Source organism: uncultured Ruegeria sp. (genome assembly GCF_947504215.1).
GTDB lineage: Bacteria > Pseudomonadota > Alphaproteobacteria > Rhodobacterales > Rhodobacteraceae > Ruegeria.
Window position 1 is genome coordinate 40,417 of record NZ_CANNGO010000004.1, and the last position, 15,672, is coordinate 56,088.

Below are 15,672 nucleotides of genomic sequence, written 5' to 3' on the forward strand. Positions count from 1 at the left end.
ATTGTTCCCGGAACCACCCGACATGACCAAAACCGACCCGTTCCAACCAATGGACGCCACCGCCCGTAGTCAGGTGAAAGAACTGATCACCGACGCAACATTTGCTGCGCTGGCGGTTCTGCGTCCGGACAGCTTATTGCCATCAGTCTCTCGTATCGCGCTGGCCACGGATGACGCTGGGCGCCCGGTATCTCTGATTTCGACCCTTGCGGATCATACGCAAGCGCTGCGGGCAAATTCGTCTTGCGCCCTTCTGATTGGTGAGCCCGCCGACAAAGGCGATCCGCTGACCCATCCTCGGTTAACACTCCATGCAATCGCACGGCTGGTTCCGAAGGAAACGCCAGAGCACAACAGATTGCGCGCAAGATATCTAAGCTTACGCCCAAAGGCAAAGCTCTATGTCGATTTCGCCGATTTCAACTTTATCCATTTTGACGTTCAGGATGGCGTTCTGAACGGCGGGTTTGGCAAGGCATACCGCCTTGCCCCTGACGATCTGTAACCCTCACCGCACCACGTGCACAGCACATTTTGCGTGGCGCACCACATGCGACGCCGTCGAGCCCAACAAAAGATCCTGCATTCCCGGCCTGTGCGAGGCCATGATGATCAGATCCGGTTTGTGTTCTTCCGACCAATCCAAGATCGTTCTGCCCGAATGGCCTTCTACTACCAAGCCCGTCGCATTGGGCAGTTTTGCGGCCATATTGTCCAATTCGGTTTGGATCGCCTTGCGCGCTTCCGTCAAATACTCGGCAGGCATGTAGGAAATTGCATAATTCGGAATATGCTCAACCACATGCATCAACGTCACCTGCGCATCTGGCGTCGCCAGAACTTCGGCCAGTTTCAGCGAACCGGAAGTATCTCGTTCGGTATCAAACGAAATGGGGACAAGAATGTTATGATACATGCTGCAGTCCTCCTTTTTATACCCATCTAACATGAGCCTAAAAACTAGCGCGTGCTTTGATCCAGGTCAGGAATTTCCGAATGTTTCAGCCACGTCATACATGACAGGCTCAAAGCTTTTGCACAGCTCGTTGATCTTGCGGTTTCGGTCGCGCATCTCAGGCGTGCGCAGCATCGCCAGAAAGTCTTCCCGGCGCTTCCACTGAGAATAGTTGGCGATACGTGTCTGAGCGTCATTTACATGCAACCCAGCTGAAACGAAGCCTGGCTGTTTGGAAATGAAGTCAGCATAGGCTTCGGTCAACGATTCGAGCAAGTCCTGGCAAGTTCCGGGGGTCATTTCAAAGGTGGTAATAACAGTTTGGACGCTGGTGTTTTTAGCTATGTTCGGCATCTAGCTCCTCCTTTGGCTGACCTGAGCCTAGCATAGGAAATTGAAACGTCTCCTGTTTCCTTCGGCTTTCTTATCACATCCAAATGGCACGCTGAATATTCAAGGAAACCACCCGATAAATGTGGCTGCCCGTTGGCGGGCAACCATCCAGTAAATCAACGCTCCATCCGCATTAGAACCGAGACCTCACCTTGCAAGTTTTCCGGCCACCGCAGCAATAACCCATCGCCATTGCTGCCTTGCTCCAGTTCCACATAGGGTGTCGCGTGACGCACTGATCCAAAGACACTCCGTAGCGGTCCAAGAACAGTCACGGCATCACAACTGCGGACCTTACCGCCGAACGGCAAATGAGCATAAGACCAAACTGCCCAAGCGCTGGTTGCAGACTGTTGCAGATTTCGGACTCTCAGGGGGTTCGCGGCCTTCACGCTCACGCCATGATATGTGTTGTTTTGGAAGGTCACGTTAACATGGCGGTTCTTATCCAGATCGGCAAACGTGGTGTCCACCCTTTCCGCCCGGTCAATCCCGCCGCTGCTGGCGCGAAATTTGTTCCCGGTGACGGCCAATCCGTTCAGGAAGTGCCCCGGGCCATGTGGGCGGATGACAATATAACTGAACCAGGGCGGCGCTTCGCTGGAATAGAAGATATTATCGGTGATGCTCATGGCACTGAACGAGTACCCCGAAACATAACTGGGAGTGGCATCCCGTTCATTTGACCATTCGACGAAACAGTTATCCACATAGTTCTCGGCGATGGTCGAACTGTTGTAGGTCCCGATCATGATCAGCCCGGCGGTACGGACGCCCTGCGGAATGCTGTCGCCCTGAAAGAAATGGTTGCCCAGGATCATGTTGTTGTCCCCGCCGACAACGGCAAAGTGTTTGAAACGTACCGCTCGGTTGTGTCGTAACTTCACGTCATTCGCGTTGGTATTCAGCGCTATCGAATTGCGGTCAGTGACAACGAACGACTCCTCCGCAGACAGGAACTGACAATTGTCGATCAGCATCCCCTTACACCCGGTTCCGATCGACGAGATTCCGCGATCCTTGGGCCGGCTGACAAAACAATCCGTCAGCGAGAACGTACTGCCCGACGGCGCCAATCGGATAGCGCTGCAACGCCCGTTGCATTGAAACTCGATTTGCTCCATTCCGAATTTCCGCAGCGTACTGAAGCCGCTGAAATCCAAGAGATACTTGAACGCCTTAAAGGTAAACGTTTGGGTGCCGGATGCATCATAGATGGCTGCGTTCAGGGTGATCTCTCCGGCGCCAATATCCTTGGATCGCACATAGATCTCGCGCCCCACACCACTACCCTCCACCAACGAGCCTACGGGGATGTTTGCAATATTGGCCACATTCGTCAGTCGTTTTGAATCCGACGGATCGTAGGTCGCGACCGAAGTAAATGTCTCGGTATCCCAGGCAGAATTGCTTTTAGCATCAAACTGCCCGTTGCGGATCACGCGGCGCGTGGAAAACCCGCTTTGCCTGTTGGGGACTGCAGCGGCCAGTTCAATCGGTGCATTGACCGAGATCTTGCGCCCCGCCAGATCCAACGACTCATGATCTGCGTTGTTCAACAACGCCTGAAATGCCTTCTTAAACGCCAGCTCTTCGTCGCCAAAGGCCGCGTCATAGGCAGGAAAGTCAAAGTTCTTGGTCAGCAGCAGCATTTTGTCGTCGGGCATTGTGACCGTGCCTTCGAAATCAATCTCGGACGCCATGCTGGTGTTTTCCGCCAGATGATAAGTACCTTGAGGGACATAGACCCTGCGTCCACCGGCTCCCAGATCCGCCGCTTCAAACGCGGCTGAATCGTCGGTGACTCCATCCCCTATAGCGCCAAAATCGCGGACATCGACGACGCTGATCATCTCGCGCAAAAAAATACTGGTTACATCGGTGATCTCAATATCATCGACCCGGACCAATGCCCCGTTGACCCCTTCGATATCCAAACCAAAATGCCCGTACAGAGCAGACACACCCCAAGGCATATCCACCCCAGGACGCTGTCCGGTGCCGACGATCGCCGTAATCTCATGCACCGTACCATAGCCGGAAAGCTGCGTGGCGGGCCCCTGTTCGGCAACAGCAGCCAAATGGGTGTCGCCAGCAGCCCCGGCCCAAGCCGCAACCCTGACCTCAGGCAGCGGCCCGCTGATCGCCTTTACCCGGGCCTTGATCTGCAAGTAACAGCCCGGCACGATTGGCGTCTGCCCCATGTAACGCAGCTTTTGCGTGGCATTAACCTTCAGTATCTCAAGACAGCCTCCGAAATCCGCATCCGCCGGAACAAAGGCCCCTGTCCCTGATCCGTCATAGGTTGGTGAGCCCGGCGTGCCGTCGCCCGCAGACCATACACCTAAGCCATTCGCGAACTGAGGCGGCATGAACACGATGCCGTCGGTGATTGCCTTGTTCATAGAAATCCCTTTCCCAATCGCGCCGCACAAATCTGCGACACGTTCAAACCTCGTGTTCAGGTCCACCCCGAACGCGAAAGTCTGAGTACCCAAAAGGAATTAACCGCCGCTCAAATCACCGTAACGATGGTGTTGCGTCAGGCTGCCGGATCCGCGTTGCCCAACAGCTGTACACCGTTGATCTTCCAAGCGTCGTTCTGCTGCACCATCTGATAGTCCAAAATATGCACCCGCCCGTCACCATCGGTGATCATGACCTTCTGCCATAACGCTCCGGCGACCTCTCGCAGGTCCAGAAACCGCACATCTGCTGGCCGCCAGACCATTGGATAACCGCGCTGCACCATAACGCCAAAATTCTCAGGTGTTCCGAACAGGCGCTGGATATTGGGGCTGGCAAAGGTGAAGGCAGTTGCAAAGTCATCCGCCTTGAATGCCTGTATCTGTGCGGCAATATTAGCCTCGATCTCGGCGTTCTGGGCGAAGGCACCTGATGCCAGTCCGGCACTCAGGGATATAGCAAGCAATAAACGACGCATAGGGCCACCTCCTATTCGAAGGATAGCCTCACGCTAGGTCAGGTCAAATCAGACCAGCTCTCCGGCCAGCGCCTTGTCGATCAGCGCAATGGTTTCCGGCACGCCATAAAGCGCGATGAACCCGCCGAACCGCGGGCCCTGCGAGGCGCCCAAAAGCACCTCATACAATGCCGTGAACCAGCCCCGCAGCGGATCAAATCGCTCACGTCCGACGGCATAAACCACCGATTGCAGCGCTTCATCCTCGATGGGTCCGTCATACGCTTCCAACTCCGCCTTCAACGCTTCCAGCGCTTCACGCTCTTGATTCGTCGGTGCCCGGTGCATGCGGGTGGGTTTGACAAAATCATTGAAGTACCGAACAGCAAAACCCGCCGCCTGATCCAGATCGGGGTGCGTCTCGGCCGTGGCATCCGGCGCATAGCGACGGATGAAACCCCACAATGCCTCTTTGTCCTCGGCCCCGGAAACCGACGCGAGGTTCAACATCATTGCAAAGGGGACGATCAGGGTCGACTCAGGAACGTCGCCGCCGTGGATATGCCAGACGGGGTTGTTCAATTGCGCCTTCAATTCCTGCCCCGGGTAAGCCCGCAACTGCTGATGGTATTCATCGTAGGCTTTTGGGATCACATCGAAATGCATCCGTTTGGCCGTCTTGGGCTTTTGGTACATGAAATACGCAAGGCTTTCAGTCGGCGCATAGGTCAGCCATTCGTCAATCGACACCCCGTTGCCCGAAGACTTGGAAATCTTCTGACCGTTTTCATCCAGAAACAGCTCATACGAGAAATGCTCCGGCGCACGGCCCCCCAGCGCCCGGCAGATCGCGTCATAGATCTTTTCGTTGGTGGCGTGTTCCTTGCCATACATCTCGAAATCAACGCCCAGCGCCGCCCAGCGCGCACCAAAATCCGGTTTCCACTGCAGCTTTACGTTGCCGCCGGCGACCGGCAGCGTCCATTCCTTGCCGTCTTCGTCGTCGAAGGTAACGGTGTAAGTCTCAGCACAAACCTTCTTCATCGGCACATACAGAACGCGACCGGTTTCGGGATGGATCGGCAGGAAGATCGAATAGGTCTGCTGGCGTTCTTCCCGCAGGCTTTTGAGCATGATCGCCATCACGGCATCATAGTTATCGACCGCCCGCCTCAGGATTTCATCAAACTGGCCTGAGCGATAAAAGTCCCGTGCTGAATAGAACTCATACTCGAAGCCAAAGGTATCGAGAAACCGACGCAGCATCGCATTGTTGTATTCGCCGAAGCTGGGATATTCGCCAAACGGATCGGGAACAGTGGTCAGCGGGCATTGCAAATAGTCTTGCAGCGCCTCAGGGTTTGGCACGTTGCTGGGCACCTTGCGCATGCCATCGAGATCGTCCGAGAAACAGATCAGCTTGGTTGGAATGTCCGACAGCGCCTCAAACGCGCGCTTGACCATGGTGGTCCGCGCAACTTCGCCAAACGTTCCGATATGCGGCAAGCCCGAGGGACCATAGCCCGTCTCAAACAGCACATACCCCTTTTCTGGAGCACCCCGCTTGTACCGTTTGAGCAACCGCCGCGCCTCTTCAAAGGGCCAGGCCTTGGACGTCATCGCGGTTTCACGCAGGTCAGACATTTGTATTGAACTCCATCGGGGATCGTGCCAGCTACCCCATGCAACCAGCCCGGCCCCTGTTATTGTGCGGATGCAGCATGAGTCAATAAAGCGGACGGTATTTCTCGATACGCGCCTGAAAGGAATTTGACGGCATTGCCAGGTGCGCCAATAAACAGAGCAACCTCTGGGCGGTATTTCTGCTTCGCCCCGGTTCCAAAGCCTGCTATGACACGTCTTCTGCAAGAACACAGTAAACGATCTGAAAACAAGGAAGACACATGCGACGCGAAACGACCAACAGGATCCGCTTTGTACTTGAGGATATCCTGCCGCCGGTCGTGCGCGACAGCTCAGCATTCCACTGGCTGGCCCGCCGTGTCTGGGGAACCCATATCACCCGTCTTGCTGAGTTTCGTGAGCGTGCGCCATATCTGACTGACGACGAGTATGAGGCACTCTATCGAGACCACCCGCGGGTTCATCAGGGAACTGACAACTCCGAAGCATGCATTGAGCGGATCGCAAAGGACGTTGTTGGTCAAAGCATCTGCGACGTTGGCTGTGGCACTGGTTTTCTATTGCAACGTGTCTTTACGGCACGCCCCGATATCGAAAAGATGACTGGTGTTGATTTTGTAATCGACGACGTCGCCACCATCGACAATATCGACTACGTCGCAGCACGTATCGAAGATCTGCCATTTGACGATAACACCTTCGACACGGTGATCTGCACCCATGTGATCGAGCATCTTCTGGATTACCGCCGCGCCATTGCCGAACTCCGTCGTGTTGCTCGCAAGCGCGTCATCATTGTTGTCCCGTTGGAACGCGAATACCGGTACAGCTTCAACCCGCATTTCAACTTCTTCCCCTATACTCACAGCTTTCTTCGCGCGGTATATCCGAGCCCCGAAATACATGTCTGCGAGGACATCGGGCGGGACATTTACTACTGCGAAGACCTCGCAGAACAAACGGCGTCCGAGACACCGAAAAAGGATCAACCAGCATAATAGTATCTACACCGGCAGTGGTGGTCTGGTCAGAGCTACATTTGACACGCTTCAAAAACTGGGCCGGGTTGCTATTGGCCGAGACAATCACAGTATACAACTGACCTGCGCTATCCGCCGCGCCCGCAGATCAAACAAAGTGTTGTACCTGCTTCCACCCGCTCATATCCTGCGCGTTCGAACACCTCCAAGCAGGACACATATAATGACCGATCAAATTCCCCACCCCATGTCCCCACAAGATTGCCTTGTGGCGATCATGGTTGCGGTCTCTGCGTCAGATGAAACCATTCGCACCGCCGAGCTGGTCAAAATCGAAACTGCGGTCAACATGCTGCCGGTCTTTTCGGATTACGACATCGACCGCACCCGCCGCGTGTCGCAGATCGTGTTCGACCTGTTCGAACAAGAGGATGGGCTGGATGCCCTTTTTGGCCTGATCCGGGTCAACCTGCCCGAGCGTTTGAACGAAACCGCTTATGCACTGGCTTGCGACGTTGCTGCGGCTGACGGGTCACTGGCTGAAACCGAACTGCGCCTGTTGGAAGAAATCCGGTATGAATTGAATATCGACCGGCTGCACGCAGCCGCGATCGAGCGCGGTTCGCGGGCGCGTCACGTCGTCTGAATCTAACTTCCGTACAAAGCGCCCCATCGCTCTATCAATGCTCGTTGCAGCTTGCGTGATCTTCGGTTCCAGCTACGCGCGCCATCCGGGCGTTCTCGGGCCTCTCGCGGGATGGTGGCGCGGTGATCCATATCGGCGGTAAAAATGGCAAAAGCCAGGTCCGAGCCACTCGCAGTTGTCAGGAACCCGCCCAGCCCCGATACAAAATTCAGCGTCCCGGTTTTGGCATCCACGCGGATCGGGTGATCCTTGATCGGCTTGCCATTGGCATCGGTCAAAGAAAACGGCTTCAGCAACGGCCGCAGCGCACCCGTCTTCCGCGCAGCGACAAGCGCAGCCACCAAATCACCCGGTTTCATGCGCGAGGCATCGCCAAGCCCGGAATGATCCACCATCGCGACCCCTTCGACCCCGTAGGTCTCAGCGGCCCAGCGGTTCATCTCGGCGGCCGAATCCGCAAGGCTGTTGGGTGCAGCGCCCCGTGCGACCGACGCAGCAAGCCCCACCATTTCAGCGGTCAGGTTCGTCGAGTACTTCAGCATTCCGCGCAGGATACTGTCCAAAGAATCGCTCTGGTGCAGAACGAGTACATCTCCGCGCGATGTTTCGGTTGTCACCTGCACCCGGCCCAGAACGATTCCGTTTACCCGCGCCAATGTCTTGAACACATCACCAGCATACAGCGCGGGCTTGCGTACTGGTAACCACCGCGCGCCACCTTTGCCCAAGGCATCTTTTGCGACGGTCCAGCGATCCTGGCGGGCACTCGGTTCGTAAGTATAGATCGGCAGTTTCCGGTCCTTGACCCGCATCCGCGCCATCTCAACCGACGGAGTATAATTCGCACTGCGCGCGTCCATGGTCACGTCATAACTCGTGGCCTCGCGTTTCCACTCGAAATGCACCCGGTTAAAGTTCAACGATATTCCACTGATCGCCGGGCTGTACCCGACATGATCCGGTTGCCCGGGATCCACGCTGAAAATATACGGCAGAGCGCCGTCATAGACCTTGAACGCCCCGCGCACCTCGGTCACGCCCACTTTGCGCAAATCGGCCGCAATCTCGGCCAGAGCATCCGTATCCAGCAGCGGATCACCCCCGCCGACAAGGATAAGATCGCCCTTTAGAATTCCATTCTCAATAGGACCATTCGCCATTAGCGTGGTTTCAAATCGATGCGTCGGCCCCAGAACATCCAGTGCGTAAAGGGCGGTCATCGCCTTGGCGACACTTGCCGGAGGCAATCCCTTTTCGTCCCCAAAAGCTTCCAACTGCGCTCCGGTTTTCACATCAGCCACGGCAAACACAACGTCACCCTTTAGACCCGCGGCTTTGATGAACCGTTCGATGCCGCTCAGCTGTGGTCCACGCGCCTGCGGCCTCAAAGACACCAAGGGGGCTTGTGCCAAAGACGTGCCCGGGATCAGAGACGCCCCCAATCCCCCCAGAAACAAACGACGTGAAATACGATCAACCATGGGTCAATTAAAATCCCAGAGATCACAACCAAACAACCACTGAAATGCACTATGCGCCGGGTGTGGCTATTCCGGCAACACCCCATCGCCCCAACCGCCGCGCCCGCGAATTTCAGTCGAGCTGACATTGACCATAGGCACATTCACGAAACACCACGCCGGCGCAGCAGCCCGCCCAAGCAAATGCCGTGCTTGCCCGTCAATTCTATACTGTGCATATGCACGCGCCGCCGGAGACATCCGGGCCGAAATCCGATCCCCCGGCCGCGCCACCACGCCCACCGGTACGCTGTCCATGATCTGTCGCCAGTCCTTCCAATGGTGAAACTGCGCCAGATTGTCGGCACCCATCAGCCAGACAAATCGGACCTGCGGATAAAGCCTTTGCAACACCGCCAGCGTATCCGCCGTCGCCCGCGTCCCCGTCAGCGCTTCGATATCCGTCACCTCGACCCGTGGATGCTGCATCACGGCCTTCGCGGCGTCTATGCGCCGCGCCAACGGAGCAGGGCCCCGTTCCTTCAACGGATTGCCTAGCGACACCAACCACCACACCCGATCCAGGCCAAACGCCTTCATCGCCTCGCGCGTCACATGCACATGCCCCTGATGCGGCGGATCAAAAGACCCGCCGAACAGCCCAACAACCTGCCCGGGCCGCGCATATGGAATGGCGTTTCGCAACATCCCTAGCTGATGTTCAGAACTGGGGGGTGTTGTCAATCAACAGGTTGCAGCACATCCCCCAGCCTGACGCGACCGGGCTGCACCACCTCGGCACACCAGCCGCCATGCCCGCGCACTGCGGAATAGCCCCCCTTGCCAAAGGCTTCCTCCATTCGACTGCACGGCGCACAAATCAGGGTGATGCGCAAAATCGCATCCCCCACCTGCACCTCGCGCCCCTTTAGCGCCGCCAGATTGATCCCCGAAACCACCAGATTGCGTCGCAGAACGTCTGGTGTGACTGGCCCCCGCCCCATGTAAGACCCAATCGCCGACAGATGCTCTTTCTGGATCAACGTCACTGCTCGTTTGCCTGCACGGCCTCGGTCGCCATCGAACCCGTCGGCTGAAACCATGGCCGCGTCCGCAACCTCCATCCTACGACGCCGCTCTGGCCGCAGACCGATCCAGTCAATTTGCCCGGACTTGGCCCAACCAGAAATGAGTTCTTTTAACGACATTCAAACACCGAGCTTATCGACTACAAAATAAATCAGGCAGCAAGAAATTATCACGTCCGGCAGCATGCGCCTGAATGCGTTCAACCAATACTTTCGAAAGGCAATATCTTGTGGGCTGTTATTGGCATTCGAGGCCGGTACCGGGATGCGAATATGATCTGCGGGTGAAACGGGTTTGTCGTAAATCTGTGACTGCGCGTAAACTACATCAGACCAGAACCTAGCGATGCGGAACATGGCAAAAAAGGCTAAGGCAAGCACGATCAAATCTGCAAACAATGTCACGAATTCCTTTGGTACCTGCAATATCTTCATCTCCTCAATGATCTCCACCGATACTCTTTTCCGGCGCAATGGGAAACACTTACCGCGCACCACCTAGTCCACCAAACCATATCCATTGCCCCCACCCAAACCATCCGCTATCACACCGTCCAACCTGAATTCCCCGACCCAAAGGACGCGACATGGCCGCCTATCAATATGTCTACCACATGCAAGGTGTCTCAAAGACCTATCCAGGTGGCAAGAAGTGCTTTGAAAACATCCACCTGAGCTTTCTGCCCGGCGTGAAAATCGGTGTCGTCGGCGTCAACGGCGCCGGTAAATCGACGCTCATGAAGATCATGGCGGGGCTCGACAAGGACTTTACGGGTGAGGCTTGGGCCGCCGAGGGTGCCAAGGTCGGCTATCTGCCGCAGGAACCGAAACTGGATGAAACCCTCAGCGTTCGTGAAAACGTCATGCTGGGCGTGGCCGAAAAAAAGGCGATCCTTGATCGTTATAACGAACTGGCGATGAACTACAGCGACGAAACCGCTGATGAGATGGCCAAGCTGCAGGACGAGATCGACAGCCAGAACCTGTGGGATCTCGACAGCCAGATCGACGTTTCAATGGAGGCCCTGCGCTGCCCCGCCGACGACGCAAACATCGCCTCCCTCTCGGGGGGTGAAAAACGCCGCGTCGCGCTGTGCAAACTGCTGCTCGAAGCGCCTGACATGTTGCTGTTGGACGAACCGACCAACCATCTGGACGCGGAAACCATCGCCTGGCTGCAACAGCACCTGATCGACTACAAGGGCACCATCCTGATCGTCACCCACGACCGTTATTTCCTCGACAGCATTACCGGCTGGATTCTCGAACTCGACCGGGGCCGCGGCCTGCCTTACGAGGGCAACTATTCCGCATGGCTGGAACAAAAGGCCAAACGGCTGGAGCAGGAAGCGCGTGAGGACAAGTCCAAGCAGAAGACCCTGCAGCGCGAACTGGATTGGATGCGTCAGGGTCAAAAGGCCCGTCAGGCCAAATCCAAGGCCCGGATCAACGCCTATAATGAGCTCGCTGAACAGTCCGAACGCGAAAAACTTACCCGCGCCCAGATCGTCATCCCCAATGGCCAGCGCCTTGGCGGCAAGGTGATCGAGGTCGAGGGCCTGTCGAAACACATGGGCGACAAGCAACTGATCGAAGGGCTGGACTTCGCCCTGCCCCCCGGCGGCATCGTCGGCGTCATCGGCCCCAACGGTGCCGGTAAATCGACGCTGTTCAAGATGCTGACCGGTCAGGAACAGCCCGACAGCGGCACCATCACGCTCGGCGACACGGTCGAGCTGTCCTATGTCGACCAGTCCCGCGACGACCTCAAGGACAACGATACCGTATGGGAGGCGATCACCGGTGGTGCCGAGATCATTCAGCTGGGCGACGCGCAGGTCAATTCCCGCGCCTATTGCTCGTCCTTCAACTTCAAGGGCGGCGACCAGCAGAAAAAGGTCTCGCTGCTGTCAGGCGGCGAACGCAACCGCGTCCACATGGCCCGTCTGTTGAAAGAGGGCGGCAACGTCTTGCTGCTCGACGAACCGACCAACGATCTGGACGTCGAAACCCTGCGCGCCCTGGAAGACGCGCTGGTCGATTTCGCCGGCTGCGCCGTCGTCATCTCACACGACCGCTTCTTCCTCGACCGGATCTGCACGCATATCCTCGCCTTCGAGGGCGACGCCCATGTGGAATGGTTCGAGGGCAATTTCGAAGATTACGAAGAGGACAAAAAACGCCGTCTGGGACCGGATGCGCTGGAGCCCAAGCGGTTGAAGCATAAGAAGTTTGCGAGGTGATTTGATTGGAAAAAAACAATCTAAGAAAATACATCCATTTTGGCGCAGTATTGCTTTTCGTTCGAAGCAATGCAGAGGATAGTTTGCCCTACATCGGAGAGGGATCTATCCAACAAAATTTGGAACGAGTATTTAGTTACATCGAAGAACTAAATCTCAAAGTTTCAAACAACGCGTCTAAAAAACTCAAAGAAATGAAGGCGGAATTTGACAACAAATATAATGATGGTTCGAACTTAGAGGCTCCCGACGGCAAGGCACTATTTGAGGAGATCAATGTTCTACAAAGAGTTATACTCGCGGAAGCAGAAGAACTATCCGCGTTCTTTCCAGATGAGAGAAGATACAATACCGACCTATTGTTCGAAGATATCTCTGGCATATTTGGCCGAGAAACTTTTGCGCGCTTGCCAGAAAACGCCCAAAATGACTTCCAAGAAGCTGGAATGTGCCTAGTCCTTGAGCGCGGCACGGCGGCTGCATATCACCTCATGCGCGGCTCCGAATGTTGCCTAAAACAACTGTACTTTTCTGTTATCAAACAGAAAAGACTGGACAAACCGATGTGGGGCCCAATGGTAAAGGCACTAGAAGGTCGAAAAGCGCTTGACGATGCGTTGAGCGGAACTTTGGACAATTTCAGGAGCGGGTTTAGAAACCCGGTGGCGCACCCCGACAAGTTTTATACGATTGACGAAGCTCAAGACCTATTAGGCACAACCACCCAACTTGTTTCCTTGATTGCTAACCACAACAAGTACGCACCGCCGAAATAAGCAAGTTTAGCAAGCGTAGGATGAGGTTTCACCCCATCTCTCACTCAACGATCATACCCGAACACCCGCACGATCTGTTCCCGCGTACAAACCAATTCCAAACTCCAAACTCTCAAATGATGGGGTGAAACCCCATCCTACGGCTCTCCGAACGTGCCGTCGGTGACCACACCGCTCCACTTCGGATCAACCCGGCCTGCGCGAATATCGCGATGGATTGACGAATACGGCCAATCGATCGGTTGCTCCACCAACCCATACTTGACCGGGGCACCGCCCGTTCTCGCCTCGAAATGTCCACTGGACGTTTCGCCACCTGCGGCGGACCAGCGCTCACCCCCAACAATACGCCATGTGATTCCGGTAATCCCGTTCGCCCCGGATGGTGTGCTCCCAAAACCGGCGTTGCCAAACAGGCGCTTCGCGTTTGTCCTGCCGTAGGCCGGGCTTCAGCCCGGCATATTTGCCAGAAGTCACAACGGGCAGTTCTTTGGGCGTGGCTGCCGGGCTGAAGCACGGCCTGCGACTCGCCTTGTTAACACCCATGGTAAACCTCGATTTAATCGCACCCCACCGCACGGAATATCCGCATCCCCTGCCGGCAAAGTCCAAACCGCGTGCAGATGATCCGGTAACACAACAAACACGTTGCACCAGAACGGCCGCTCCCTCTGCGTCATCGCAAAGGCCGCCCTCAAATGTGCCACCTCCAGCGTCAACAGGTCCGACGACCGGTCAGCCAATGCCATGATAAAGAAATAGGTTGCCCCGGGAATGAGAACACGCCGATAATTGCTCATACCGCCCCATCAACCAAACCCGGCTTAAGAACAGTAAACCAGCGCGCGCCTAACCCCGAAACCCAAACTCCGTCACATAGACCCGCGGAGACATCCCGCCGAACAGATCGCGCAGCTTCTCGAGCTCGGCCTCGGGCCCATTCAACTCGACCCCGGTGATCTCCACCAGTGCCTGCGTGCTTTCAAAGATTTGGCTGCCCACCTCCATATGCCGGATCACCGCATCGGCGCTGTCATAATCCTCCCGCGACACCGCCGTGCCATCGGCCCCAAAACTATAGGCGGAGGCCAAATGGCCGGTCTCTTTCTTTCGCAGGTCAATCATCTCGGCACAGTTCTTGCGAAAGGCAGCGGCATTCGCGGCAGGTACCAAAAAATATCCGATGACGGTTACAATCTGCGGGACGGGCATAAGAGTTCCTCCAACATATCGATTAAGAAAGACCTCGCTATCGTATCCTCGTTCTCTGCAGATACAAAAACTGATCCTGGCATGACGCACGATCCATAGCTCGCAAAACCGTCGTCTGAATTGCAATCCACAGCTTCAAACTGTCGCAATTCAGTATCTTTATGACACTTAGATTCACGGCAGATTGCGTCGGCGGATTCTTGTGCAAAACCAACGATTGGCCCTCAAACCCTTGTACAAACCGCACAAATTACCTTGTCACACGCAGTTCTCAATGCCATATCAAGGGCGCTTACGTTTTTCTATTCGACCTACTGTCTCCGATTCCGGCGCTCAGTCTATCGATACAGACAACGACGCCGGGCTGCCGCAACACCGTGGGTAGCACTTATAGGAGATCTCGGAATGCCTACAGGCACCGTAAAATGGTTCAATACCACAAAAGGCTTCGGCTTTATCGCACCTGAAGATGGTGGCAAAGACGTGTTTGTGCACATCTCGTCCGTCGAACGTTCGGGCCTTACCGGTCTCGCCGACAACCAGAAAGTCACGTACGAGCTGCGCGCTGGACGTGACGGTCGCGAAAGCGCCGACGACATCCAGCTTGTCTAAGCTTTTGAAAGGGTGAGGTTTTTCCTCGCCCTTTTTCTTTGGAGACATAACTCCTCGCGGCCGTCAGTGTGGCCCGCGGAATACATCACTTTTCGGTTATCCTTGCCCTGCAATTGACCAGATAGGCTATCATTCTCAAACTACGGCAATGATTTATTTGGCAATTTTGTGAGGACCATCATGTTCACGCGTCGCGTATTTCTTGCGTCAACGGCCGCCGCCAGCTTAATACCTGGCCTCGCTGCGGCGAAAAAAGCGGTGGAATATGACCCGGCACCGCAATTTGTCCGGGTCAAAAAGCAGTTCCTGCCAGGTCAGCTACTGGTCGTTCCGCGCTCGTTTTATCTTTATTTCGTTACAGAACCCCGTAAGGCGATCCGTTATGGGTGCGGCGTCGGCAAAGCCGGGCTGGAATTCACCGGCACAGCGACAATCGATGTAAAAAAAGAATGGCCGACCTGGCGACCTACGAATGAAATGATCGAACGCGACCCGGTCGCTTACGCGAAATTCAAGGACAACGACTATGTTCAGCCCGGAGGCAATGGCAACCCTTTGGGCGCCCGGGCATTGTATTTGTTCCAAAACGGGGTCGATACCTATTTTCGCATTCACGGAACAACTCAGCCGCAGACAATCGGACGGGCTGCGTCCAACGGATGCATTCGGATGCTGAACGAGCATGTCGTCGATCTATACAACAGGGTTCCCATCGGAACGGTTGTCACTGTCGTCTGACC

Annotated in this window: 17 protein-coding genes; 7 read left to right on the top strand and 10 right to left on the bottom strand. The window is 55.6% G+C overall.

What is annotated here, in order from left to right; translation table 11 throughout:
• Positions 1–22 precede the first annotated feature (22 nt).
• Positions 23–505 carry a HugZ family protein gene (locus tag Q1B21_RS09140; RefSeq protein ID WP_299888632.1) on the top strand — a complete coding sequence of 161 codons (483 nt, stop codon included), beginning with the start codon at positions 23–25 and terminating at the stop codon, positions 503–505.
• Between the two features lie 3 nt (positions 506–508).
• Here Q1B21_RS09140 and Q1B21_RS09145 read toward each other — a convergent pair whose 3' ends face one another.
• From Q1B21_RS09145 to Q1B21_RS09165, 5 genes are all read right to left on the bottom strand, one after another.
• Entirely contained in the window at positions 509–916 is a 408-nt protein-coding gene (locus Q1B21_RS09145) for a universal stress protein (RefSeq protein WP_299080909.1), read from the bottom strand.
• 66 nt (positions 917–982) lie between these two features.
• Positions 983–1,309, bottom strand: coding sequence for an antibiotic biosynthesis monooxygenase (locus tag Q1B21_RS09150; RefSeq protein ID WP_298935233.1), 327 nt, complete (start codon positions 1,307–1,309; stop codon positions 983–985).
• A gap of 155 nt (positions 1,310–1,464) precedes the next feature.
• The gene (locus tag Q1B21_RS09155) at positions 1,465–3,753 is read right to left on the bottom strand and encodes a glycosyl hydrolase family 28-related protein (RefSeq protein WP_299888635.1); all 2,289 of its coding nucleotides are present in this window, start codon (positions 3,751–3,753) and stop codon (positions 1,465–1,467) included.
• Between the two features lie 137 nt (positions 3,754–3,890).
• The gene (locus Q1B21_RS09160) at positions 3,891–4,292 is read right to left on the bottom strand and encodes a DUF4864 domain-containing protein (protein ID WP_298935235.1); all 402 of its coding nucleotides are present in this window, start codon (positions 4,290–4,292) and stop codon (positions 3,891–3,893) included.
• Positions 4,293–4,340: 48 nt separating this feature from the next.
• Positions 4,341–5,915, bottom strand: a complete 1,575-nt coding sequence (locus Q1B21_RS09165) for a lysine--tRNA ligase (protein ID WP_299888638.1) — start codon at positions 5,913–5,915, stop codon at positions 4,341–4,343.
• A gap of 260 nt (positions 5,916–6,175) precedes the next feature.
• On the opposite strand from Q1B21_RS09165, the gene Q1B21_RS09170 reads away from it, so the two are divergent.
• The gene (locus Q1B21_RS09170) at positions 6,176–6,913 is read left to right on the top strand and encodes a class I SAM-dependent methyltransferase (RefSeq protein ID WP_299888641.1); all 738 of its coding nucleotides are present in this window, start codon (positions 6,176–6,178) and stop codon (positions 6,911–6,913) included.
• A gap of 205 nt (positions 6,914–7,118) precedes the next feature.
• Positions 7,119–7,541, top strand: a complete 423-nt coding sequence (locus tag Q1B21_RS09175) for a tellurite resistance TerB family protein (RefSeq protein WP_299888644.1) — start codon at positions 7,119–7,121, stop codon at positions 7,539–7,541.
• Between the two features lie 2 nt (positions 7,542–7,543).
• Here the strand turns inward: Q1B21_RS09175 and dacB are convergent, their stop codons facing one another.
• From dacB to Q1B21_RS09195, 4 genes are all read right to left on the bottom strand, one after another.
• Positions 7,544–9,022 carry a D-alanyl-D-alanine carboxypeptidase/D-alanyl-D-alanine-endopeptidase gene (gene dacB / locus Q1B21_RS09180; protein WP_299888647.1) on the bottom strand — a complete coding sequence of 493 codons (1,479 nt, stop codon included), beginning with the start codon at positions 9,020–9,022 and terminating at the stop codon, positions 7,544–7,546.
• Positions 9,023–9,088: 66 nt separating this feature from the next.
• Positions 9,089–9,709, bottom strand: coding sequence for a nicotinate-nucleotide adenylyltransferase (locus tag Q1B21_RS09185; RefSeq protein WP_299888650.1), 621 nt, complete (start codon positions 9,707–9,709; stop codon positions 9,089–9,091).
• A gap of 32 nt (positions 9,710–9,741) precedes the next feature.
• Entirely contained in the window at positions 9,742–10,209 is a 468-nt protein-coding gene (locus tag Q1B21_RS09190; protein WP_299888653.1) for an MOSC domain-containing protein, read from the bottom strand.
• A complete protein-coding gene (locus Q1B21_RS09195; RefSeq protein ID WP_299888656.1) occupies positions 10,210–10,542 on the bottom strand; it encodes a hypothetical protein in 333 nt (110 codons plus the stop codon).
• Between the two features lie 134 nt (positions 10,543–10,676).
• Between Q1B21_RS09195 and ettA the strand changes: the two genes are divergently transcribed.
• On the top strand, positions 10,677–12,332 hold the full coding sequence (gene ettA / locus Q1B21_RS09200; protein WP_299888659.1) for an energy-dependent translational throttle protein EttA: 1,656 nt from the start codon (positions 10,677–10,679) through the stop codon (positions 12,330–12,332).
• 5 nt (positions 12,333–12,337) lie between these two features.
• A complete protein-coding gene (locus Q1B21_RS09205; RefSeq protein WP_299888662.1) occupies positions 12,338–13,108 on the top strand; it encodes a hypothetical protein in 771 nt (256 codons plus the stop codon).
• Between the two features lie 849 nt (positions 13,109–13,957).
• Here Q1B21_RS09205 and Q1B21_RS09210 read toward each other — a convergent pair.
• Positions 13,958–14,320 (bottom strand): hypothetical protein, encoded by a 363-nt coding sequence (locus Q1B21_RS09210; protein ID WP_299888665.1) that lies wholly within the window; start codon positions 14,318–14,320, stop codon positions 13,958–13,960.
• Between the two features lie 405 nt (positions 14,321–14,725).
• On the opposite strand from Q1B21_RS09210, the gene Q1B21_RS09215 reads away from it, so the two are divergent.
• Entirely contained in the window at positions 14,726–14,932 is a 207-nt protein-coding gene (locus Q1B21_RS09215) for a cold-shock protein (protein ID WP_298935245.1), read from the top strand.
• 180 nt (positions 14,933–15,112) lie between these two features.
• The gene (locus Q1B21_RS09220) at positions 15,113–15,670 is read left to right on the top strand and encodes a L,D-transpeptidase (protein WP_299888669.1); all 558 of its coding nucleotides are present in this window, start codon (positions 15,113–15,115) and stop codon (positions 15,668–15,670) included.
• Positions 15,671–15,672 lie beyond the last annotated feature (2 nt).

Coding starts and splice junctions, on each gene's coding strand:
- dacB (WP_299888647.1), bottom strand. CDS start 9,022: ATGGTTGATCGTATTTCACGTCGTTTGTTTCTGGGGGGATTGGGGGCG.
- Q1B21_RS09150 (WP_298935233.1), bottom strand. CDS start 1,309: ATGCCGAACATAGCTAAAAACACCAGCGTCCAAACTGTTATTACCACC.
- Q1B21_RS09220 (WP_299888669.1), top strand. CDS start 15,113: ATGTTCACGCGTCGCGTATTTCTTGCGTCAACGGCCGCCGCCAGCTTA.
- Q1B21_RS09155 (WP_299888635.1), bottom strand. CDS start 3,753: ATGAACAAGGCAATCACCGACGGCATCGTGTTCATGCCGCCTCAGTTC.
- Q1B21_RS09145 (WP_299080909.1), bottom strand. CDS start 916: ATGTATCATAACATTCTTGTCCCCATTTCGTTTGATACCGAACGAGAT.
- Q1B21_RS09215 (WP_298935245.1), top strand. CDS start 14,726: ATGCCTACAGGCACCGTAAAATGGTTCAATACCACAAAAGGCTTCGGC.
- Q1B21_RS09160 (WP_298935235.1), bottom strand. CDS start 4,292: ATGCGTCGTTTATTGCTTGCTATATCCCTGAGTGCCGGACTGGCATCA.
- Q1B21_RS09175 (WP_299888644.1), top strand. CDS start 7,119: ATGACCGATCAAATTCCCCACCCCATGTCCCCACAAGATTGCCTTGTG.
- Q1B21_RS09165 (WP_299888638.1), bottom strand. CDS start 5,915: ATGTCTGACCTGCGTGAAACCGCGATGACGTCCAAGGCCTGGCCCTTT.
- Q1B21_RS09185 (WP_299888650.1), bottom strand. CDS start 9,709: ATGTTGCGAAACGCCATTCCATATGCGCGGCCCGGGCAGGTTGTTGGG.
- Q1B21_RS09190 (WP_299888653.1), bottom strand. CDS start 10,209: ATGTCGTTAAAAGAACTCATTTCTGGTTGGGCCAAGTCCGGGCAAATT.
- Q1B21_RS09140 (WP_299888632.1), top strand. CDS start 23: ATGACCAAAACCGACCCGTTCCAACCAATGGACGCCACCGCCCGTAGT.
- Q1B21_RS09210 (WP_299888665.1), bottom strand. CDS start 14,320: ATGCCCGTCCCGCAGATTGTAACCGTCATCGGATATTTTTTGGTACCT.
- Q1B21_RS09170 (WP_299888641.1), top strand. CDS start 6,176: ATGCGACGCGAAACGACCAACAGGATCCGCTTTGTACTTGAGGATATC.
- ettA (WP_299888659.1), top strand. CDS start 10,677: ATGGCCGCCTATCAATATGTCTACCACATGCAAGGTGTCTCAAAGACC.